We start from the raw sequence: 18,839 nt of genomic DNA, 5'->3' as shown, positions 1-18,839 counted from the left end.
GCGAGCCCAAGGGGTGGGCCGGACCGGCGCCCAGGCTCCGGCAGGTCCTCTCAGGCCGTGTCCAGCATCGCCGGGCCCCAGGGGGCCGCGCCCGAGCCCTCCGCCCAGGCCGCGAGTGCGGTGCCGTCCACGCAGCGGATGCCGCACGCCTCCGCGTACTCCAGGGCGGGCGCGGTGAATTCGCTGGTCGTCACCACGGCGGCGAGCTGGGCGCCGTGGACCGTCCAGCAGGTGCCGCCGAAGCGCTGGAGGTCCTGGGAGCCCACCTTGTGCTCGGGGCTGTACTGCTTGCACTGCACGACGACGCGGCGGCCGTCCGGGGCCGTGGCGAGGACATCGGCGCCCAAGTCGCCTGCTCCGCCCACCACTTCGACCTCACGGCAGCCGTCGCGCTCGCACAGATCGGCCACGGCGGCCTCGAAACCGTCGGGATCGAGGGCGGCGAAGTCCGGCACCGGTGGCGGCATGACGGCGGTGAGGCCGTCCCGCACCCCGGTGGGGGCGGGCAGGACATCGGAGACGGGCGGAGGACCGGGGATCATCTCCTGCGGCGGCGGGCCCATGCCCGCGCGGGCCGCCCGGCGGAGCTCACGGGCGCGGGGCATGGCCCGGAACAGGACGTAGAGCACGGGCAGGGCGAGCAGCGCCAGCAGCACGGCGAGGACCGGATGGGTGCCGGCCCAGTGCGCGAAGCGGACGAACAGCAGGATCGCGGCGCCGATCAGGGCACCGGCGAGGGCGAGGGTGAGCAGGGGGCTCCGCAGCGCGCCCGTGGCGCGGGGGCTGGGTGTGGCGCCTCTCGTTCTGCGTATCGGCACCGGCGTCTCCTTCGGCGGGTCGCGAATGTCGTCGCCCGCCATGTGCCCCGAACAGCGCCGTCCATGATCAGCGGGCGGCGTCCGCCCTCAGCCGGCCCGGACCGGCGGACCACACCGTCACCGCCGCCACCGCGTCACCCCGCCCGTCGCGCCCGAGCAGGGAGCGGGCGTCGGTGAACGGCGGGCCCGCGGCCATCGCGCGGCCGGACCGCATCCGGTTTCCGGGCCCGGGGCCGTCCCTCCGTAGCTCAGTCCCGCAGTGCGCCCGCCCGCGCGGCGGGGAGTTCGCCGCAGTCGTACGTGTAGAGCCAGGCCATGGCTCTCTCGTGGAGGAGGCGGATACCGACCGGCATCATCAGCTCCCGCGCCCAACGGCCCAACGGGCCCGCCGTCTTGGAGTCGCGGTTGCCCGCAGCCGCCCTGGCCATCCGGGCGAGCCGGTCCGAGCGGGCCGCGTCGTACGCCGCGAGCGCGGCCGGTACGGAGGTCTCCGTGCCGAGCGAGCGCGCGAGCACGAGGGCGTCCTCCAGCGCCATCGAGGCACCCTGGCCGGCGCCCACGGGGTGGTCGGCGTCACCGAGCAGCACGGTGCGGTCGTTGTGACGGACCGTCACCGCGTCCAGAGTGTGCGTCAGGGTGGGCCGGTGCAGTGCGGTGGTGGCGGCGAGGACGGCGGACGGCACCCGTTCGTGCCGGAAGAGACCGGCGAGATGAGTGAGCCATGCCTCGTCGGTGCGGCCGAGATCCGGCTCCCCGGGACTCGCGACCTGGGCCGACCACCAGACCCTGCCGTCCGGGGCCGCGAGGTGGAGGAAGGCGCCGTTGCGGGCGAACGTCATGTGGAAGACGCCGGGTTCGACGGGCAGGCCTTCGGAGACTCCGGAGACGCTGTACAGCCCGGAGTACGCGGGCGTGGGCGCGTGCGGGTCGAGCAGGGTGCGGGTCACCGAGTGGATGCCGTCCGCACCGATGAGCAGGGACGCCTCGGCCGTGCGGCCGCTCGCGAAGACCGCGCGTACACCGGTGTCCGTCGCGACGGCGTCCACCAGGCGTTCGCCGGTGACGAGGCGCGCCCCGGCGGCCAGCGCCTCCGCGCGGAGCGTCTCGACCAGGGCGCCGCGCATCAGCGTCACGCTGTGCAGGTCGTCGCCGCCGAGCCGCCCCCTGGGTACGTCCCCGAGCAGCTTGCCGGACCCGGCCCACATGCGCTGGCGCGGCACGTCGAAGCCCGCGCGCCGCACCTGTTCCAGGACACCGAGGGCGCGCAGCACCCGTAGCCCGTTGGACGCGAGGCTGAGGAACGAGCCGACCCGGCCCGCCGGTTCGGCGTACGCCTCGTAGACCGCGACCTCCACACCGAGCCGCCGCAACGCGATGGCGCTCGCCATTCCGGCCACTCCCCCACCGACGACGATGACGTTCACATCAGCCCCCTGAATCCATATTCAGTGAATCTCAATTCATCGAACTCGGGTTCACTATGATGGGCACCCGACCGCACGTCAAGCGCGACAAGGAGCCACCGTCCGATGGGCGTTCGCCAGGAGAAGGCCGCCGAGACCGCGGCGGCGCTGAAGGAGGCGGCGCGCCGGCTGTTCGCCGAGCGCGGCTACCTCGATACGAAGATCACCGACATCACCCGTGAGGCCGGGCGCGCCACCGGCTCCTTCTACGCGCATTTCGCGGACAAGGAAGCCCTGCTCAAAGCGTTGGTGGGGGATCTGAACGCGCAGTTGCACGCGGAGATGGGGGCGCAGGAGCATCCGGCCGACCACGACCTGACGGACCCGGCGCAGCTGCGGGCGCATCTGGCGGTCACCTGGGGGGTCATCCGCGACCATCTCCCGGTGATCGTGGCGATGATGCAGACCACCTTCGCGGGGCCGCCGAGCGAAGGCCGCGCCTGGGCGAGCCTGGCCGGGGACACCGGCATCTTCCGTGAGCACCTGGCCTGGCTGCGCGACCGGGGGCACCGGCTTCCGGGCGACCCGGCCGTCGTGGCCGCCGCCATGGGGGCGATGGTCTCGCAGCTCGCGTTCGCGGTGACGACGGCGGGGCCCGGGCGGCCGGAGGTCTCCGACGACGAGATCATCGACACGCTGGCCCGGCTGCTGCTGCACGGACTGGCCGGACCCGCGTCCGCGACGCCGGGTCCGGCCTGAGGGGTGCGCCCGGGGGCGTTACGAGGTCTGCGACAGCGGCTTGGCGATGTCCTCCAGGGAGCGCTGCTCCGCGTCGACCGCGAGGAAGGCGGCGACCAGGCCGGCCGCGCACATCAGGCCGGCGCCGATGGAGAAGGCGAGGGCGGTGTCGCCGGGGATGCCCGACTCGGTGAGGTCGGCGAAGATCAGGGGGCCGCTGATCCCGCCGGCCGCCGTGCCGATCGCGTAGAAGAAGGCGATGGCCATCGCCCTGGTCTCCATGGGGAAGACCTCGGAGACCGTGAGGTACGCGCTGCTCGCACCGGCCGACGCGAAGAACAGCACCACGCACCAGCACGCGGTGAGGGTGTTGGCCGTCAGCGAGCCCCGGTCGAACAGCCAGGCCGTGATGAAGAGCAGGATGCCCGGCAGGATGTACGTGGAGGCGATCATGACGCGCCGCCCGATGGTGTCGAACAGCTTGCCCAGCACGAGCGGGCCGACGAAGTTGCCCGCCGCGATGACCGCGAAGTAGTAGCCGGTGTGCCCGCTCTGCACGTCGTAGAACGTCGTGAGGATCGCGCCGAACCCGAAGGTGATGGCGTTGTAGAGGAACGCCTGCCCGATGAAGAGGGAGAGGCCGAGCACCGCGCGCTTGGGGTAGCTGTGGAAGACGGTCTTGGCGATGAGCCCGAAGCCGATGCTCTTGCGCTGGTGGATGGTGATCTCTCCGGCCGGCGGCGGCAGCTTCTCGTGCTTCTCCGCCTCGACCTCCCGCTCGACGGAGTCGACGAGCTTGTCGGCCTCTTCGCCGTGTCCGTGGATGAACTGCCATCGCGGGCTCTCCGGGACGTGCCGGCGTACGAGGAGGATCACCAGGCCCAGGACGACGCCGAGCGCGAAGGTGAGGCGCCAGCCGAGGTCCTTGGGGAAGATGTCCGTGTTCAGCATGACGATCGACAGGAGCGCGCCGCCGACCGCGCCCAGCCAGTAGCTGCCGTTGATGATGAGGTCGACCCGGCCCCGGTACTTCGAGGGGATGAGCTCGTCGATGGCCGAGTTGATCGCCGCGTACTCGCCGCCGATGCCGAAGCCGGTGAGGAAGCGGAAGAGGAAGAACCACCAGGCGCTGAAGGACAGGCCCGTCATGGCGGTCGCGGCGAGGTAGACCGCGAGCGTCACCATGAACAGCTTCTTGCGGCCGTAGCGGTCGGTGAGCCAGCCGAAGAACAGCGCCCCCGTACAGGCACCCGCCACATAGAGGGCCGCGGCGAGGCCGGTGACCTGGGCGGACGTGATGTCCAGGCCGGATCCGTCCTCCGAGAGGCGGCCCGCGATGTTGCCGACCGTCGTGACTTCGAGGCCGTCGAGAATCCACACCGTGCCGAGGCCGATGACGATCATCCAGTGCCAGCGCGACCACGGCAGCCGGTCGAGTCTGGCCGGTACGGCGGTGGTGACGGTGCCGAGTCCGGAGTCGCCGGGCGCCGCCGCCTCGTCGCGCTGATCGCGCCCTCGGCCCCCTCCCCCGGGTGGGCGATGTTCCCTGTCTCCAGGTCCCTCCGATGCGGCGGGGGTCGTCACGGCAGCTACCTCCTCGTCCGGGCGGGTGCGTCCTGCGGAGCCGCAGAGCATCCAATATCCGCCAGTTGCCCCGGCCCCGCCGCCGCACACGCGGCGACTGAGCCACATGGGCTCCGCACATGGCCCGCTGACGGTGTGTCGGGGGCGGCCCACCCGTTCGCAGCAGGCGCGGGAATAGTGCGGGCCGGGCGCTGTTGTCCCCGGCATGACTTCTGAGAAGCGTGAGACGTTCGGCCGGATCGGCATCTGGAGCGGTGCCCTGCACGCGTCGCGGGTGGACGCCGACGGGAAGAAGGCGATCGCGGAGGCAGCCGCCGAGATCGAAGCGCTCGGGTACGGCACGCTGTGGCTCGGCGGCAGCCCCACGCCCGACGACGCCGCCGCGCTCGTCGACGCCACCCGGACCATCACCGTCGCGACCGGGATCCTGAGCATCTGGGACCACACCGCCGAGGAGGTGGCGGCCCGGATCGCCGCGATCGACGCGAGCGCCCGGGGACGCTTCGTCCTCGGCCTGGGTGTCAGCCACGACGCGCTGGTCCCCCAGTACGCGAAGCCCTACAGCGCGATGGTGGCCTACCTAGACGCACTGGACGCCGCCGACCCGTCCGTGGGCCCCCGGCACCGGCTGCTGGCGGCGCTCGGCCCCAAGATGCTGAAGCTGGCGTCCGACCGGTCGCTGGGCGCGCACCCCTACCTGGTCAGCGCGGCGCACACGGCGGAGGCGCGGCAGGCGCTCGGCCCGGACGCGCTGCTGGCGCCCGAGCTGTCCGTGGTGCTCGACACCGATCTCGACCGGGCCCGGGACACGGCGCGCGAGATGCTGGCGATGTACCTCAAGCTGCCCAACTACACCGGGAACCTGCTGCGCCTCGGCTTCACGGAGGGCGACTTCGACGGCGGGGGCAGCGCCCGTCTGCTGGACGCCCTCTTCGCGCTGGGCGACGTCGAGCGGGTGAAGGCGCGGACGCGCGAGTACGTGGACGCGGGCGCGGACCACGTGGCGCTCCAAGTGGTCACGGCGGACGAGGGCAGGACGGGGCTGCCGCTGGCCGAGTACCGCGAGCTGGCCGACGCGTTCGGCGACGAGCTGTAACCAGGGGCGTCCGAGCCCCGGTCCGCGACCACGTGGGCCGGGGCTCTTGCGTGCGCGGAGCCGTCCTCGTACATTATGAACATGTTCGGTGAACACGTTCACTCAACCCGTGCGGAGCAGAAGAGGCGGACCGCGGCGCGCATCGTCCAGGCTGCCGCCCGGCTCTTCCACGAGCGGGGTTTCCAGAGCGCGACGGTGCGTCAGATCGCTGCGGAGGCCGGGGTTTCGGTGGGTGCGGTGATGGCGGTCGGGGACAAGGAGTCGCTGCTGAGCCTGGTGTACGACCAGGCCATCGCCGACCGGATCCCGGCCCCGCCCGCACCGGAGGAGGCGGGGGCCGCACCGCCCGCCGTCGACTATCTGGCGCACTACTTCGACCCGTTCCTGGCCCTGTTCGCCGAGAACGACGACCTGGCCCGCGCGTACTTCCGGACCCTGGCCCGGGGCAGGCCGGAGAACGCCGCCCTGGGCACACTCCGCGCGCTCTCCGAGGACAACCTGACCGCCGCGATGGTGAACGGCGGGATGGACGAGGCGCGCGCCCGGCTCGGGGCGCAGGTGATGTTCGCCGGCTATCTGGGCGAACTGATGCTGCTCGCCGCCGGAACGACCGAACCCCGGCAGACGGCGGCGAGGCTCGGGACCATCGCCGCCTTCGTCGCCGCACAGGAAGGGAACTGACCCATGTCGCTCCTCGAACTCCCCTCGCCCGTATGGCCGGTGGTGGTGCTGCTCGTCATCCAGGCCGGTGACGCGGCGATGATGCTGCGCCCGCCGAAGTTCATCGTGGACTGCCTGGAGGGCGTACTGCTTCCGCGCGAGTGGTGGTGGGTGCTGACCACCGCCAAGACCGCCTCGGTCGCGGGCCTCGTCGTCGGCTTCTGGGTGCCCGGTGTGGCCATGACGACGACCGCGGCGATCGTGGTCTACTTCCTCGCGGCCGCCGTCGCACACATCCGCGCACGGGCGCTGAACATGACGTTCTGGGTGAACTGCCTGGGCATGCTGGTGGTTTCACTGGCGGTGCTGGTGGGGTGCTTCGTACGGGTGTGAGCCGGCGCGTCGCCGCGGTGCGCGAGTGCACCACGGCGACGGACCCGCCGGTCAGGTGGTGTAGTCGGCGTTGACGCGGATGTAGCCGGCGGACAAGTCGCAGCCGTAGACGGTCGCTTCGCCCTCGCCGATGCCGAGCGTGACGGCGATGTCCACCTCGTCCCGCCGCATGAGGTCCACGAGCCTGCCCAGGGTGCCCGCCTCGGGCTCCTCGGGATACACCTCGGTGTCACCGAACTTCACGGTGACACGGGCCGGGACGATGTCGGTGTCGTCGGTGTTCTTGCCGATGGCCATGAGGACGCGCCCCCAGTTGGGGTCCGCGCCGTGGACGGCGGTCTTGACCAGGGGCGAGTTCACCACGCTCTTGGCGACGCGCTTGGCCTGCGCGTGGTCGCGGGCGCCGCCCACGGTGACGCGCAGGAGCTTGGTGGCGCCCTCACCGTCGCTCGCCAGTTGCAGGGTGAGGTCCAGGCAGAGACCGGCCAGCGCCTCGGCGAACAGCGCGGGGTCGACCGGTCCGGCCGCTCCGTTGGCGATGACGGCCACGGTGTCGGAGGTGGAGGTGTCGGTGTCGACGCTCAGACAGTTGAACGTACGGTCCACGGCTCCGCGCAGAGCGGCGTCCAGGTCGGCCGGTGACAGCGCGGCGTCGGTGAACACGTAGGCCAGCATCGTGGCCATGTTGGGCTCCAGCATGCCGACGCCCTTCGCCACGCCCACGATGCGCGCCTGCCCGACGGTGCGGGAGGCGGTCTTGGGGCGGGTGTCGGTGGTCATCATCGCGCGGGCCACGTCCTGGGGCGCGGCCGTGAACGCCGCGAGGCCCCGCTCGGCGGTCCTGTCGAAGTGCGGGAGGATGGTGGACATCGGCAGGGGGCGGCCGATGACACCCGTGGAGCCGATGAGCACTTCGCCGTCGGGGACGTCGAGGATCCCGGCCACGCGCCGGACGACTTCGGCGGCGTTCTCCTCGCCCCGGCGCCCGGTCGCGACGTTGGCGTTCTGCGCCAGGGTGGTCACGGCACGGAGGCTGCGCCCTGCGGCGTGTCTGCGGCTGAGCAGCACGGCCGGACCGGCGAAGAGGCTCTGCGTGAACACGGCGGCGCTGGTCGCCGGCCGGTCCGAGACGACGATCGAGATGTCGTCCCCGTGGTCGCGCAACCCTCCGTGGCCGGTGTACCCGCGAAAGCCGGTGGGCCAGGTCAACTGGCCGCTCGCTTGCAATGCATGATCATGCGTCATGAGGCATATTCTTGCAGCGTGAAAGGTGGCGCGTCCAGCCCATTTCGCGGCCGGGCAACCCCCGCGACACCCCACGAGTCCTTCCGGGTGAGCCGGGCAACTCACAAGAGAGGGGGCCGCCATGGGTGCGCGAAGAGTCGCGAAGGCCATCGGGGAGCAGTTGCTGGAGTTCGCCATGGAGATGGTCGGCGAGACGATCCTGACCCTCCTCGCCTACCTACTGCTCGGCACCCTCCTCTGGGTGGCCTACCTGGCTTGGGCAGTCAACCCCCGCCTGGCCGTGGCGGGCGCGACGCTCGCCGGCATCACCTTCACTCATGGCGCCTGGGTGACACTGCACGGCCGGCCAAAAGGCACCCGGCGACGAGGTGTCGCCGCCGTCACGACGGGCTTCTTCGCACTCGCCTCCGGGGTGACTCTCTTCCTCGCGCTCTACGCGACCGGGTGCGACTGCTAGGACGACAGGCCCTAGGACCGACCCCCTCCCCCGCGTTCAACATATGAACGCCGCACGTCCATTGACATGCTCATTGCTTTATCGCTTTTATTGCGCGAGATGGGAGCGCTCCCACTCCACACTCGTCCCCCGCACCGCGCCTCCGAGAGAGGAACCAGCACCATGCTTCACCCTCTCCGTACCTTCCGAAGAGCCGCCAGAACCGTCGCCGCCGTCGCGGCGGCCCTGCTCCTGCCCCTCGCCGGCGCCCACACGGCATCGGCCGACGCGACCGGCGCGGCCGCCGCCGGCTCCGGCTACTGGCACACCAGCGGGCGGCAGATCCTCGACGCGAGCAACCAGCCGGTCCGCATCGCCGGCATCAACTGGTTCGGCTTCGAGACCGCCAACTACGTGCCGCACGGGCTCTGGTCCCGCGACTACAAGAGCATGATCGACCAGATGCGGTCGCTGGGCTACAACACCATCCGGCTGCCCTACAGCGACGACATCTTCACCGGCACCGCACCGGCGAGCATCAACTACTCGGCCGGGATGAACACCGACCTGGCGGGCCTGAACTCGCTCCAGGTGATGGACCGCATCGTGGACCACGCCGGCAGCGTCGGCATGAAGGTCATCCTGGACCGGCACCGCCCGGACTCGGCGGGCCAGTCCGCGCTCTGGTACACCTCGGCCGTCCCCGAGTCCACCTGGCTCGCCAACCTCAAGTCGCTGGCCGCCCGGTACGCGGGCAACGACGCGGTGGTCGGCATCGACCTGCACAACGAGCCCCACGACCCCGCCTGCTGGGGCTGCGGCGACACCACGAAGGACTGGCGGCTCGCGGCGCAGCGCGGCGGGAACGCCGTACTGGCCGCCAACCCGGACCTGCTGATCTTCGTGGAGGGCGTGCAGACCGTCGACGGGGTGTCCGGCTGGTGGGGCGGCAACCTCATGGGCGTCGGGAAGTACCCGGTGGAGCTGAGCGTGCCGCACAAGGTGGTGTACTCGGCGCACGACTACGCCACCAGCGTCGCCCAGCAGCCCTGGTTCACCGACGCCTCGTTCCCGGCCAACATGCCCGGCGTCTGGGACAAGTACTGGGGCTACATCTTCAAGCAGAACATCGCCCCGGTGTGGGTCGGCGAGTTCGGTACGACGCTGCAGTCCACCACCGACCAGAAGTGGCTGAAGGCCCTGGCCGACTATCTGCGGCCCACCAGCCAGTACGGGGGCGACAGCTTCTCGTGGACCTTCTGGTCCTGGAACCCGAACTCCGGCGACACCGGTGGCATCCTGAAGGACGACTGGACCTCGGTCGACACCGTGAAGGACGGCTACCTCGCGAGCATCAAGGCGCCCGACTTCGGCAACGGAGGCGGCAGCGGCGGCGGTGGCGACACCCAGGCGCCCACGGCCCCGACGGGCCTCACCGTCACCGGGACCACCGGCACCTCCGTCTCCCTGTCGTGGAAGGCCGCGTCCGACGACACCGGGGTCACCGGCTACGACGTGTACCGGGGCTCCACCAAGGCCGGCACGGCCACCGGCACCACGTTCACCGACACCGGTGTGACGTCCGGCACCTCGTACACGTACACCGTCCGGGCCCGCGACGCGGCGGGCAACACCTCCGCGCCCTCCGCGTCCGTCACCGCCACCACCACGGGCTCCGGCGGCAACACCGGCTGCAAGGCGGCCTACACGGTGAACGGGGACTGGGGCAGCGGCTTCGGGGTGGACGTCACCGTGACCAACACGGGTACGGCACCGGCCACCTCGTGGAAGCTGACCTGGACCTACGGCGGCAGCCAGAAGATCACCAACATGTGGAACGCGTCCTATACACAGAGCGGCGCTTCCGTCACCGTCACGAGCACCGACTACAACGGCGGCCTCGCGGCGGGGGCGCACACCGCCTTCGGTTTCCAGGGCACACCGGCCGCCGGAGCCGTGCCGACCGTGAGCTGCACGCTGTCCTGACCGTCCCGCCCGCACACCCCGCTCCCGAAGGGAGCACCGTAGCCCGCCCGTCGTGGCGGGCTACACCGCATTCGGGACACCGCTTTCGAACGCGGACACGACCACCGAAATATCCGTCGAAACGCCTCGGCTAGCATGATCCCACCCCGGCGACCACCCTCATCGCCCGCACACCATGCCATGTGGCATGAAAAGCGACCTATTTGACCAAAACCCAGGACATCGGCCAGAGAATTGATATCTAGAGCATCGCGGGTGTTTTCGCGAATAAACCGCCGAATACCCTTCGCCGCATGGCGCCGGCCACGAGCGATCCTATGGACTGCGGCCGCGGTGGTGACACTCGCGTTCCTCGTCGCGCTGGAGATCGCCGCACGCCACTACGGACTGCCGGGGCCGGTCACCACTCAGGTCCAAGAAGTCGTGATCGCCCCGAAATCGGGCTTCCTGCTGTACGCCAGCATGGGCCTGATGATGGTGGTGCTCACCTGGCGGCAGCGGTTCACCGCGCTCGGTGTGGCCGTGGGGATCGACGTCGTCATCGCCTTGATCAGGTGGGTGGCCGACGCCCCGGTCAAGGAGGGTCATCCCTTCGGAAACGGTGCGCTGTGGGTGATCGTGGGTGTCACGGTCATCGCCCTCACCCGCCGCACGGGCCAGGAGCGCATGCTGCTCCTGAAGGGTGTCGGTCTGGGTCTGCTGCTGGTGGCGGGGCGGAAGACCGGTGACACCTGGCTGGTCATCACGTCCAAGACCCGCCCCGAGGTGCTCGACCAGTACATGGCCAACGCCGACCACGCGCTCGGCAACCCGTCCTGGGTGGTGGGCCGCCTCGTCGACGCGACCGGCTCGGCCGGCGCCCACTTCCTCAACGCCGTCTACGCGCAGCTGGCGGTCGCCGCGGTCTGTGTCGCGGTGTACCAGCTGCGCAACGTGGCGAGGGACCGCCGCTTCCCCGGCCACCACCTGGTGCGCACCTTCCTGGTGATCGGCCTGCTCGGCCCGGCGATCTACATGATCTTCCCGGTGGTCGGCCCGATCTTCGCGTTCGGCTCCGACGGCGGCCACTGGGCGGTGGCCGACATGTGGCCGGAAACCGCCGTGCCGATCGGCACCCCGCACCACATGCCGTTCGACGGGATCACCCCGCGCAACTGCATGCCCAGCCTGCACACCGCATGGGCCACCGCGATCTTCATCCACTCCCGCAAGGGCCCGAAGTTCCTCCGGTACGCCGGTACCTTCTGGCTCCTCGCCACGCTCGCCGCGACCCTGGGCTTCGGCTACCACTACGGCGCCGACCTCGTCGCCGGTGTGGTGTTCACGCTGACCATCGAGACGGGCATGCGCGCGCTGGAGCGCGGCTGGGACCGGCCGGCCGCCGGCCTGGTCGCCTACGGCACCGTGGTCTTCGCCGCGCTGCTGGTCTCGTACCGCTATCTGTCGCTGGAGATGGCCCACCACCCGTGGGTGTTCGGACCGCTGGTCGTCCTGTCCATGTGCTCGGTGATCTACGGGTACGTACGGATCGACCGGCGCTGGGAGCCGAAGGCGGCCACCGTTCCGAAACTGGAGCCGCAGCCGGAGATGGCCTGAGCCGCCGTCCACGTCCCTGGGTAACGCGTGACGTCGCACCATCGCCCCGCCGGTTCGCGAACCGGCGGGGCGGTGCCGTCAGAGGCCCGAGGCCCCAGGCCAGACCGTCAGAAGTCGCCCCGCGCGGTCCGCTCGGCCAGCTTCTGGAACTCGCCGAGGTCGTAATTGGCCAGCACCTTGTCCAGGCCGGTGAGGGCGCCCAGATACTCCACGAAACCCTGCGGTTCGTACTCGATCTGGAGGGCCACCCGGCTCGACTCGTCGTCCAGCCGGTGGAAGGTGACGACCCCGGCGTGGTGAACGCCCTCGATGGTCTTCCAGGCGATCCGGTTCTCCGGGATCACCTCGGTGAGTTCGGCGACGAACTCCTTGTCGGCACCGGGGAGGGAGAGCTGCCAGGCGAACCGGCGCGCGTCCAGCGGGTCGACGCGATTGACGTGGCTCAGGAAGGCTGGCCAGCGGGCGACATCGCTCCACAGGGCCCAGCTCACGGCGACCGGGGCCTTGATATCGACGGTCTCGACGATCGAGGAAGACATGGGGACTCCTAGTCGTGGTAGGTGCGATCAGTGCCGGCCGACACGCGCTGGGCGCGCGCGGCCAGGGTGAAGGGGTGTCCGGCGGGGTCCGAGTAGAGGCGGGTGTCGCGTGCGCCGCCGTTGTCCTTCGTGTCCAGGGGACGTGCGCCGAGGCCGACCGCTTCCCGTTCCGCCTCGTCCATGTCCTCGCGGGCGACCAGGATGCGCAGATGGGCCTGTTGCGAATCGTCGGGCCTCGGCCAGCTCGGCGGTGCGTAGCCGTGGTCCATGCGTAGGGCGAGGTGGATTCCGGCCGCGCCCACCACCTCGATCACATCGAGCTCGTCACCGGGACGGACCTCGGCGCCCAGCAGGGCGGCGTAGAAGTCCGCCAGCTCCTGCGGTTCGGCGCAGTCCAGCACCAGCAGACCCGTTTTCGGCACCGCCATGACCGTCCTCCTGTTCGCGGCTACTCGTTCTCCGGACGCCGCTCCACGTACCCGCACCTCCTCCGGTCACACCCGGTCACCTGCGATTTCATGGCCACAGCTCGTTCCATGCCTGCCCGGCGGATTACGGGGCAGACGGCCGTGCACCGGAAGGCAGAAGCCTTCCCCACCGCCGAGCAGGGGGGAACCCATGTCTGCCACTCAGCCGGAGAGACCCGTCCGGCCGACGGAGCCCCGTGCCCCCGCCGGTCCGGGCCGCTCCCCCGCCCTGAGGACCGGTGTCCGCACGGCAGGGCTGCGCCTCGCCGCGCTCACCGTCTGCCAGGCCGCTCTGATGGTGGGACTCGGGCTCCTGATCACCGGGCCCGCGCACTCCATCTGGCCGCTGAGCGTCGAGGACGAGGTCAACGAGGGGTTCGAGCGCCTGCGGACCGGCCCCCTGACCGATATGTCGTTCGTCGCGTCGGAGGCCGGCAACACCCTCACCATCATCGCGATCACCGTTCTGGTCTGCCTGGGCCTGGTGGTGCTCCCCCGGCTCCCGAAGTGGCGGCAGGCCGTCTTCCTGGCCGTCGGTGTCTCGCTCCAGTCCCTGGTGTTCCTGGTCATCACCATATGCGTGGACCGCGACCGGCCCGATGTGGACCGGCTCGACGCGTCTCCGCCGACGGCGAGCTACACCTCCGGGCACACCGGCGCGGCGACGGCCCTCTACGCGGGTCTCGCCGTGCTGGCCCTCCTTCCCGGCGGGCGCACCCGACGCAACAAGGTGCTGGCCGGGCTGCTGCTGCTCATCCCGCTCCTCGTGGGGCTCGCCAGGCTCTACCGGGGGATGCACCACCCCACCGACGTGCTCGGCGGCATGCTGAACGGCGCCCTGTCCCTCCTGGTCGCGGGCCGCGCCCTGCTGGCCGAGGGCACGAGCCCGGCCCCGGTCCCCAAGAACGCGATGGAGATCGCCCAGGAGGCGGCCGCCGAGCATGCCGAGCAGATCCCCGGCCGCACGGTGGTCGTGGTCAACCCGACGGTGACGGACGAGGTGCAGCGCGAGACCTTGCGGCTCGTCCTGGAGCAGCACGGGCGTCACGCGGCGGAGTTCGTCGAGACGACCGCCGACGACCCCGGCGGCGGGCAGGCCGCGGAAGCGGTGCGCGAGGGCGCGTCGCTCGTCGTGGTGTGCGGCGGCGACGGGACGATCCGGGCGGCGGCCGACCGGCTGGCCGGCACCGGCGTCCCGCTGGCCGTGGTCCCGTGCGGCACCGGCAATCTGCTCGCCCGGAACCTGGGCCTGCCGGTGGCGCCCGTCGACGCGCTGGCCGCCGCCCTTTCGGGCGCCGAGCGCCGGATCGACCTCGGCCGGATCGAGGGCGACGGCCTGCCCGCCACCCACTTCACCGCGATGTCCGGAGCGGGCCTGGACGCCGCCATGCTGGAGAACACGGGCAGTGCGGCGAAGGCCGCGATCGGCTGGCCCGCGTATGTGGTGGCCGGGCTGAGGAGTCTGCGGGCGCCGCGCATGTCGCTGTCGTTCCAGCTGGACGACGGGCCGGTGGTCCGTCGTACGGCGCGGATGGTGCTGCTCGCCAACATCGGGGACGTACAGGGCGGGGCCACACTCGTCCCGTCCGCCGAGCCGGACGACGGGCTCCTGGATCTCGCGGTGTTCGACCCGCACGGCCCGGGCGGCTGGCTGCGCGCCGTCGGGGCGGTGCTGCGCGGGCGTCCGAAGCCGGGCGGTTCCGCGGACACAGCCGTGGAGTACTTCACCTTCCGCCGCGCCGAACTCCGTTTCGCCTCAGCGCAGTCGAGGGAGCTGGACGGCGACCCGGTCGACCGGGGCCGCCGACTGGTGGCCGAGGTGCGTCCGGGGGCACTGACCGTGCTCCTGCCGTCCGGAGGTGAGTGATGGGTACGGCGACGCGGGTGCCGCAGACCCGTCACATGACGGGCGACGAGCTGACCGCGGACGAGGCGCTGGCATCGCTGCGCCGCTACGGGCGCTGGCCGTTGGTGCGTGACTCGTTCGTACGCTTCCGTTACGCCGACGGTTTCAGCCACTCGCGGGCGCTCGCGCTCCAGACGGTCCTCGCGGTGATACCCCTGGTGATCGCCTTCGTCGGCCTGTCGGCCTCGCTGCACACCGAGAACGTGGGCAGGCTCGCGGAGTTGACGATCCATCGGATAGCGGCGGGGCCGAGCGCCGAGGTGGTGGACGACGCGCTCGACCGCAGCCGCCGGCGTGCCGGTGAGGGGTCGCAACTCACGCTCTGGTTCGGTCTGCTCTTCTCGCTGGTCAACGTGACGACGGCAATGTGCCAGATAGAGCGCGGGGCCAACCGGATATACGGGGTCGAGCGCGACCGCCCCTTCCACCAGAAGTATTTCCGGGGCCTGGTGATGTCGCTGACGGCCGGCATCCCGCTGGGGCTCGGGTTCATCCTGATGGTCGTCGGCGGTGACCTCGTCACGGCCGCCGCGACGGTGTACCACCTCAGTGACACCGCGCGGTTCACCTGGGACCTGCTGCGCTGGCCGATCGGTCTGCTGCTGGCCCTGATGTCGGCGAGCGCGATCTTCCGGCGCTCCCCGCGCCGCAACCAGCCCGGCTACACCTGGCTGGCCTTCGGCGCGGCCCTCTATCTGGTGCTGTGGACGGCGCTGACGTATCTGCTGAGCCAGTACCTCTCCCTCAGCGGCTCCTTCGACACGGTCTACGGGCCCCTGAGCGCCTTCATGTCGCTGCTGCTGTGGGCGTATCTGACCTCCATAGCCCTGTTCCTCGGGCTGTCCTTCGCGGCGCAGCTGGAGGCTGCCCGCGCCCGTCGGCCCGGGCCGATTCAAGACGATCCGGGAGCATGAATGGTTGTACGAGCCACCACACGCCTGCTGCGGGAGCACCGCCGCCGGGCCGCCGACCGCGCGTTCGGGATGCGCCTGCTCGGGGCTGCGGCCGTCGCGGCGGTGTCGGCGGTGCCGTTCGCGCTGGTGCTGGTCCTCGTGGAGGGGCACTGGCGGCCGTTGCGGGCGGTGGACTCGGGTGCGGCCGGCCGGCTGCACCGGGCGGCGCTGGACCACCCGGCCTGGACGAGCGCGCTGCGTTTCCTGTCGGACTGGGTCTGGGACCCGCTGACGCTGCGCTGCGCGGTCGCGCTGCTGACCGGCTGGCTGCTGTACCGGCGGGCCTGGCGGCTGGCGGCCTGGTCCGCCGTCACGGCGGTGGCCGGGGGTCTTACGGGCCTCCTGGTGAAGGTGGTGGTCGAGCGGGCCAGGCCGTCGCTGGAGGATCCGGTGGCGCGAGCGCCCGGCTTCTCGTTCCCTTCGGGGCATGCGATGACCGCCACGACGACGTTCGCGGTGCTCCTGCTGGTCCTGCTGCCGCTGGTGCCCCGGCGCGGCCGGATGGTGTGCTGGGCGGCGGCGGTGCTGTCGGTGCTCGGTGTCGGCTTCACCAGGGTCGCCCTGGGGGTCCACTGGTTCAGCGATGTGGTCGGCGGCTGGCTGCTGGGGCTCGCCGTGGTGGCGTGGACCGCCTGGGCCTTCGAGGCGTGGCGCGCCGAATCCGGTCTGGGGCGCAGCGATATGACGGAGGGTCTGGAGCCCGAGCTGACGGGCACGGCCCCGGAACGCTGAGCGGCCGGTCTCAGCCCTCCGGGGCGGCGCGCTTGAAGTAGGCGGTGACCAGGGCGGATTCCACGCGTTCGACGCCGCCGAGGGTGCCGACGCGCTCGGTGAGGTACGTGTCGAGGGCCGATGCGTCCCGGCAGACGGCGACGGCGACCAGGTTGTGGGAGCCCGTCATGGTGCCGACGAAGGCGGCTTCGGCGTCCTCCGCCAGGTCCCGGGCCACCTGGCCAAGGCTGCCGGGCGCGACGGAGAGCCGCAGCATGCACTGCACGGAGAAGCCGAAGAGGGCCGAGTCGATCTCGACGTCGAGCTGGAGCACGCCCATGCGGCGCAGTTCGTGCAGCCGCCGGCGTACGGCGGATTCCGACCAGCCGATCCGCCGGGCCAGGTCCGGGTAGGCCGCGCGGCCGTCGGCGGCCAGGGCAGGCAGCAGCCGGTGGTCGAGGTCGGTCAGCTCCACCGGTTCGGCATCGACGGCCGGCTCGGGCGTGAGGGCGGCGATCTGGTCGTCGGTCAGCGCCAGGTTCCGGCCGGCCCAGCGCCGTTCCATGACCGGGCGCAGCACCCGGTGTGCCTCGACGTGGCTCACGTACGGCAGGCGGCCCAGCGCGGCGAGCGGCGCCGGGCCCTCCCCGGCGACACGGAAGACGCAGCCGATCTCGGTGCCGCTCGACAGTGCGGCCACCCAGGCGGTGTCGGGTCGGTGGGCCAGGGCGCGGGCGAGGGCGGCGCTCCGGGCGGGCGGGACGCGCAGCCGGACGAGCCATTCGGCGTGGCCGAGGCGGTGGCTGTTGGTGACTCCGGCGATGCGTGCGATGCCGGCGGACCGGAGTTTGCCGAAGCGCCGGGCGACGGTGCGGTCGGAGACGTCGAGCACTGCGGCGATCCTGCTGAAGGGGGCCCGGCCGTCGAGTTGGAGGGCGTGCAGGAGCCGCAGGTCGAGTGCGTCCAGCGGGACCGATTCCATCCGGGCAGTGTAGGCCGGTGTCGAATGCCGTCTCCGCGAGGCGGGTTGGGGCTGAGGGCCCGTGCGGGCCGGGAAGCATGGCGGGCGCGCTGCTCGCGGCGGGGCGCCCCGGTGTCCGCCTCCGGGAGCGCCGGGCGCGCGCCGGGGTTTCAGCGGAGTGAAACTTCTCACCCGGTTGGCGGTGTCGCCCCAGCTCGGCGGATTCTTCACTGGACTGGACCACAGAGGCCGATCCAAAACCCTTTACGACTCAGTGGTGTTCATGCGTCACTCGTGTCGTGCCCTCGTCAATTGAGTGGCTCCCCCGCACTCCGTGACAGGCCATCCCCCGCACCCGCCGCTACGCTCGGAACCGCTCCACGTGCTACGCGAGTAGACCCCCTTCGTGCCGCTCACCCCTGGAGGCTCCCGTGTTATCGATCCGCAGCCGCAGACCCGCACTCCGCAAGCTGGTGGCCCTCGGGGCCGTCGGCCTCGGCATGGTGGCGGTGCCCACCGTGACCGCGGTGCCGGCCTCGGCGTCGCCGCAGCCGCCCGCTTCGTCCAGTGGGGCCATCCCCCTCGGTGACGGGTACATGGGTGCCGGCTACCTCGCCGACGGCGACACGTTCGCCCCGGACAACCGGCACGTCGATCTCACTCCGGAGAGCAGCGCCTCCATCCAGGCGACGACGCTCCCCGGCATCGACATCTCGCACTACCAGGGCTCGATCAACTGGTCGTCGGTGAAGTCGGCGGGCATCAAGTTCGCTTACATCAAGGCCACCGAGTCCACCACGTACAAGGACCCCAATTTCAACGCCAACTACCTCAACGCCTACAACGCGAAGGTGATCCGGGGCGCGTACCACTTCGCGCGTCCCAACCTGTCCAGCGGAGCGGCCCAGGCCACTTACTTCGCCGGCCACGGTGGCGCGTGGTCGCGGGACAACCTGACGCTTCCGGGGATGCTCGACCTGGAAGGCGGCTGCTACGGCAAGTCGGCGTCCGCCATGCAGTCGTGGATCCTCGACTTCTACAACACGTACAAGGCCAAGACGGGCCGCGACGTCGTCATCTACACCAGCGCGAGCTGGTGGAACTCGTGCACGGGCGGCTGGAGCGGCATGTCGGCGCGCAGTCCGCTGTTCACCGCGCACTGGACGAGCGCGGCGAGCCCGACCATCCCCACGGGCTTCCCGTACTGGACGTTCTGGCAGTACACCGACTCCGGTTCGGTGGGCGGCATTTCGGGAGCCGTGGACCGCGACCGGTTCAACGGCGACGCCACCCGGCTGCTGGCTCTGGCCAACAACACCTGAGACACCGGCCGGACAGAGGGCGGCC

Annotated in this window: 19 protein-coding genes; 11 read left to right on the top strand and 8 right to left on the bottom strand. The window is 71.2% G+C overall.

Annotated features, from left to right (window positions below; translation table 11 throughout):
- Positions 1 to 50: 50 nt before the first annotated feature.
- The 3 genes from ACIQZN_RS21880 to ACIQZN_RS21870 all read right to left on the bottom strand — a co-directional run bounded on the left by ACIQZN_RS21880 (position 51) and on the right by ACIQZN_RS21870 (position 2,242).
- Positions 51 to 818: a restriction endonuclease gene (locus ACIQZN_RS21880; protein ID WP_403996292.1), complete on the bottom strand. Its 768-nt coding sequence runs from the start codon at positions 816 to 818 to the stop codon at positions 51 to 53.
- Between the two features lie 67 nt (positions 819 to 885).
- Complete coding sequence (locus ACIQZN_RS21875; protein ID WP_403996289.1) at positions 886 to 1,032, bottom strand: hypothetical protein; 147 nt, start codon at positions 1,030 to 1,032, stop codon at positions 886 to 888.
- A gap of 34 nt (positions 1,033 to 1,066) precedes the next feature.
- On the bottom strand, positions 1,067 to 2,242 hold the full coding sequence (locus ACIQZN_RS21870) for an FAD-dependent monooxygenase (RefSeq protein ID WP_403996286.1): 1,176 nt from the start codon (positions 2,240 to 2,242) through the stop codon (positions 1,067 to 1,069).
- A 105-nt stretch (positions 2,243 to 2,347) separates the two neighbouring features.
- Here ACIQZN_RS21870 and ACIQZN_RS21865 point away from each other — a divergent pair, with 105 nt between their 5' ends.
- Positions 2,348 to 2,980, top strand: coding sequence for a TetR/AcrR family transcriptional regulator (locus tag ACIQZN_RS21865; protein ID WP_403996284.1), 633 nt, complete (start codon positions 2,348 to 2,350; stop codon positions 2,978 to 2,980).
- A gap of 18 nt (positions 2,981 to 2,998) precedes the next feature.
- Here ACIQZN_RS21865 and ACIQZN_RS21860 read toward each other — a convergent pair whose 3' ends face one another.
- Entirely contained in the window at positions 2,999 to 4,543 is a 1,545-nt protein-coding gene (locus tag ACIQZN_RS21860) for an MFS transporter (RefSeq protein ID WP_403996281.1), read from the bottom strand.
- 205 nt (positions 4,544 to 4,748) lie between these two features.
- On the opposite strand from ACIQZN_RS21860, the gene ACIQZN_RS21855 reads away from it, so the two are divergent.
- The 3 genes from ACIQZN_RS21855 (at position 4,749) to ACIQZN_RS21845 (ending at position 6,692) form a co-directional block, all read left to right on the top strand.
- On the top strand, positions 4,749 to 5,639 hold the full coding sequence (locus ACIQZN_RS21855) for a TIGR03620 family F420-dependent LLM class oxidoreductase (protein WP_403996279.1): 891 nt from the start codon (positions 4,749 to 4,751) through the stop codon (positions 5,637 to 5,639).
- An 81-nt stretch (positions 5,640 to 5,720) separates the two neighbouring features.
- The gene (locus tag ACIQZN_RS21850) at positions 5,721 to 6,320 is read left to right on the top strand and encodes a TetR/AcrR family transcriptional regulator (RefSeq protein ID WP_403996277.1); all 600 of its coding nucleotides are present in this window, start codon (positions 5,721 to 5,723) and stop codon (positions 6,318 to 6,320) included.
- Between the two features lie 3 nt (positions 6,321 to 6,323).
- Complete coding sequence (locus ACIQZN_RS21845) at positions 6,324 to 6,692, top strand: DoxX family protein (protein WP_403996274.1); 369 nt, start codon at positions 6,324 to 6,326, stop codon at positions 6,690 to 6,692.
- 51 nt (positions 6,693 to 6,743) lie between these two features.
- Here ACIQZN_RS21845 and argJ read toward each other — a convergent pair whose 3' ends face one another.
- Positions 6,744 to 7,937, bottom strand: a complete 1,194-nt coding sequence (argJ, locus tag ACIQZN_RS21840) for a bifunctional glutamate N-acetyltransferase/amino-acid acetyltransferase ArgJ (RefSeq protein ID WP_403996271.1) — start codon at positions 7,935 to 7,937, stop codon at positions 6,744 to 6,746.
- Positions 7,938 to 8,058: 121 nt separating this feature from the next.
- Here argJ and ACIQZN_RS21835 point away from each other — a divergent pair, with 121 nt between their 5' ends.
- From ACIQZN_RS21835 to ACIQZN_RS21825, 3 genes are all read left to right on the top strand, one after another.
- Complete coding sequence (locus tag ACIQZN_RS21835; protein ID WP_403996268.1) at positions 8,059 to 8,394, top strand: hypothetical protein; 336 nt, start codon at positions 8,059 to 8,061, stop codon at positions 8,392 to 8,394.
- Between the two features lie 162 nt (positions 8,395 to 8,556).
- A complete protein-coding gene (locus tag ACIQZN_RS21830; RefSeq protein WP_403996265.1) occupies positions 8,557 to 10,359 on the top strand; it encodes a cellulase family glycosylhydrolase in 1,803 nt (600 codons plus the stop codon).
- A gap of 279 nt (positions 10,360 to 10,638) precedes the next feature.
- Positions 10,639 to 11,955: a phosphatase PAP2 family protein gene (locus tag ACIQZN_RS21825; RefSeq protein ID WP_403996641.1), complete on the top strand. Its 1,317-nt coding sequence runs from the start codon at positions 10,639 to 10,641 to the stop codon at positions 11,953 to 11,955.
- Positions 11,956 to 12,062: 107 nt separating this feature from the next.
- Here the strand turns inward: ACIQZN_RS21825 and ACIQZN_RS21820 are convergent, their stop codons facing one another.
- Positions 12,063 to 12,494, bottom strand: a complete 432-nt coding sequence (locus tag ACIQZN_RS21820; protein ID WP_403996262.1) for an SRPBCC family protein — start codon at positions 12,492 to 12,494, stop codon at positions 12,063 to 12,065.
- 8 nt (positions 12,495 to 12,502) lie between these two features.
- Positions 12,503 to 12,922: a VOC family protein gene (locus tag ACIQZN_RS21815; protein ID WP_403996259.1), complete on the bottom strand. Its 420-nt coding sequence runs from the start codon at positions 12,920 to 12,922 to the stop codon at positions 12,503 to 12,505.
- Between the two features lie 190 nt (positions 12,923 to 13,112).
- Between ACIQZN_RS21815 and ACIQZN_RS21810 the strand changes: the two genes are divergently transcribed.
- The 3 genes from ACIQZN_RS21810 to ACIQZN_RS21800 are packed head-to-tail and all read left to right on the top strand — an operon-like array spanning position 13,113 to position 16,552.
- Complete coding sequence (locus tag ACIQZN_RS21810) at positions 13,113 to 14,828, top strand: diacylglycerol kinase family protein (protein WP_403996257.1); 1,716 nt, start codon at positions 13,113 to 13,115, stop codon at positions 14,826 to 14,828.
- Positions 14,828 to 15,781 carry a YihY/virulence factor BrkB family protein gene (locus ACIQZN_RS21805; protein ID WP_164637028.1) on the top strand — a complete coding sequence of 318 codons (954 nt, stop codon included), beginning with the start codon at positions 14,828 to 14,830 and terminating at the stop codon, positions 15,779 to 15,781. Before ACIQZN_RS21810 ends, ACIQZN_RS21805 begins: the two co-directional genes overlap by 1 nt.
- Entirely contained in the window at positions 15,782 to 16,552 is a 771-nt protein-coding gene (locus ACIQZN_RS21800; RefSeq protein ID WP_403996254.1) for a phosphatase PAP2 family protein, read from the top strand. It begins immediately after the preceding gene.
- A gap of 10 nt (positions 16,553 to 16,562) precedes the next feature.
- On the opposite strand, the gene ACIQZN_RS21795 is transcribed toward ACIQZN_RS21800, so the two are convergent.
- The gene (locus ACIQZN_RS21795; protein WP_403996251.1) at positions 16,563 to 17,513 is read right to left on the bottom strand and encodes an Lrp/AsnC family transcriptional regulator; all 951 of its coding nucleotides are present in this window, start codon (positions 17,511 to 17,513) and stop codon (positions 16,563 to 16,565) included.
- 410 nt (positions 17,514 to 17,923) lie between these two features.
- Here ACIQZN_RS21795 and ACIQZN_RS21790 point away from each other — a divergent pair, with 410 nt between their 5' ends.
- Positions 17,924 to 18,814, top strand: a complete 891-nt coding sequence (locus ACIQZN_RS21790; protein ID WP_403996248.1) for a GH25 family lysozyme — start codon at positions 17,924 to 17,926, stop codon at positions 18,812 to 18,814.
- Positions 18,815 to 18,839: the final 25 nt, after the last annotated feature.

Origin of the sequence: Streptomyces sp. NPDC097595, assembly GCF_044761525.1 — a bacterium.
Classification (GTDB): Bacteria; Actinomycetota; Actinomycetes; order Streptomycetales; family Streptomycetaceae; genus Streptomyces; species Streptomyces drozdowiczii_A.
This window is presented reverse-complemented; position numbering and strand designations above follow the sequence as displayed.

What these genes read in the sequence shown, in the direction of transcription:
- ACIQZN_RS21865 (WP_403996284.1), top strand. Translation starts at nt 2,348, where the DNA reads ATGGGCGTTCGCCAGGAGAAGGCCGCCGAGACCGCGGCGGCGCTGAAG.
- ACIQZN_RS21855 (WP_403996279.1), top strand. Translation starts at nt 4,749, where the DNA reads ATGACTTCTGAGAAGCGTGAGACGTTCGGCCGGATCGGCATCTGGAGC.
- ACIQZN_RS21815 (WP_403996259.1), bottom strand. Translation starts at nt 12,922, where the DNA reads ATGGCGGTGCCGAAAACGGGTCTGCTGGTGCTGGACTGCGCCGAACCG.
- ACIQZN_RS21810 (WP_403996257.1), top strand. Translation starts at nt 13,113, where the DNA reads ATGTCTGCCACTCAGCCGGAGAGACCCGTCCGGCCGACGGAGCCCCGT.
- ACIQZN_RS21795 (WP_403996251.1), bottom strand. Translation starts at nt 17,513, where the DNA reads ATGGAATCGGTCCCGCTGGACGCACTCGACCTGCGGCTCCTGCACGCC.
- ACIQZN_RS21850 (WP_403996277.1), top strand. Translation starts at nt 5,721, where the DNA reads ATGTTCGGTGAACACGTTCACTCAACCCGTGCGGAGCAGAAGAGGCGG.
- ACIQZN_RS21800 (WP_403996254.1), top strand. Translation starts at nt 15,782, where the DNA reads ATGGTTGTACGAGCCACCACACGCCTGCTGCGGGAGCACCGCCGCCGG.
- ACIQZN_RS21835 (WP_403996268.1), top strand. Translation starts at nt 8,059, where the DNA reads ATGGGTGCGCGAAGAGTCGCGAAGGCCATCGGGGAGCAGTTGCTGGAG.
- ACIQZN_RS21830 (WP_403996265.1), top strand. Translation starts at nt 8,557, where the DNA reads ATGCTTCACCCTCTCCGTACCTTCCGAAGAGCCGCCAGAACCGTCGCC.
- argJ (WP_403996271.1), bottom strand. Translation starts at nt 7,937, where the DNA reads ATGACGCATGATCATGCATTGCAAGCGAGCGGCCAGTTGACCTGGCCC.
- ACIQZN_RS21845 (WP_403996274.1), top strand. Translation starts at nt 6,324, where the DNA reads ATGTCGCTCCTCGAACTCCCCTCGCCCGTATGGCCGGTGGTGGTGCTG.
- ACIQZN_RS21805 (WP_164637028.1), top strand. Translation starts at nt 14,828, where the DNA reads ATGGGTACGGCGACGCGGGTGCCGCAGACCCGTCACATGACGGGCGAC.
- ACIQZN_RS21875 (WP_403996289.1), bottom strand. Translation starts at nt 1,032, where the DNA reads ATGCGGTCCGGCCGCGCGATGGCCGCGGGCCCGCCGTTCACCGACGCC.
- ACIQZN_RS21820 (WP_403996262.1), bottom strand. Translation starts at nt 12,494, where the DNA reads ATGTCTTCCTCGATCGTCGAGACCGTCGATATCAAGGCCCCGGTCGCC.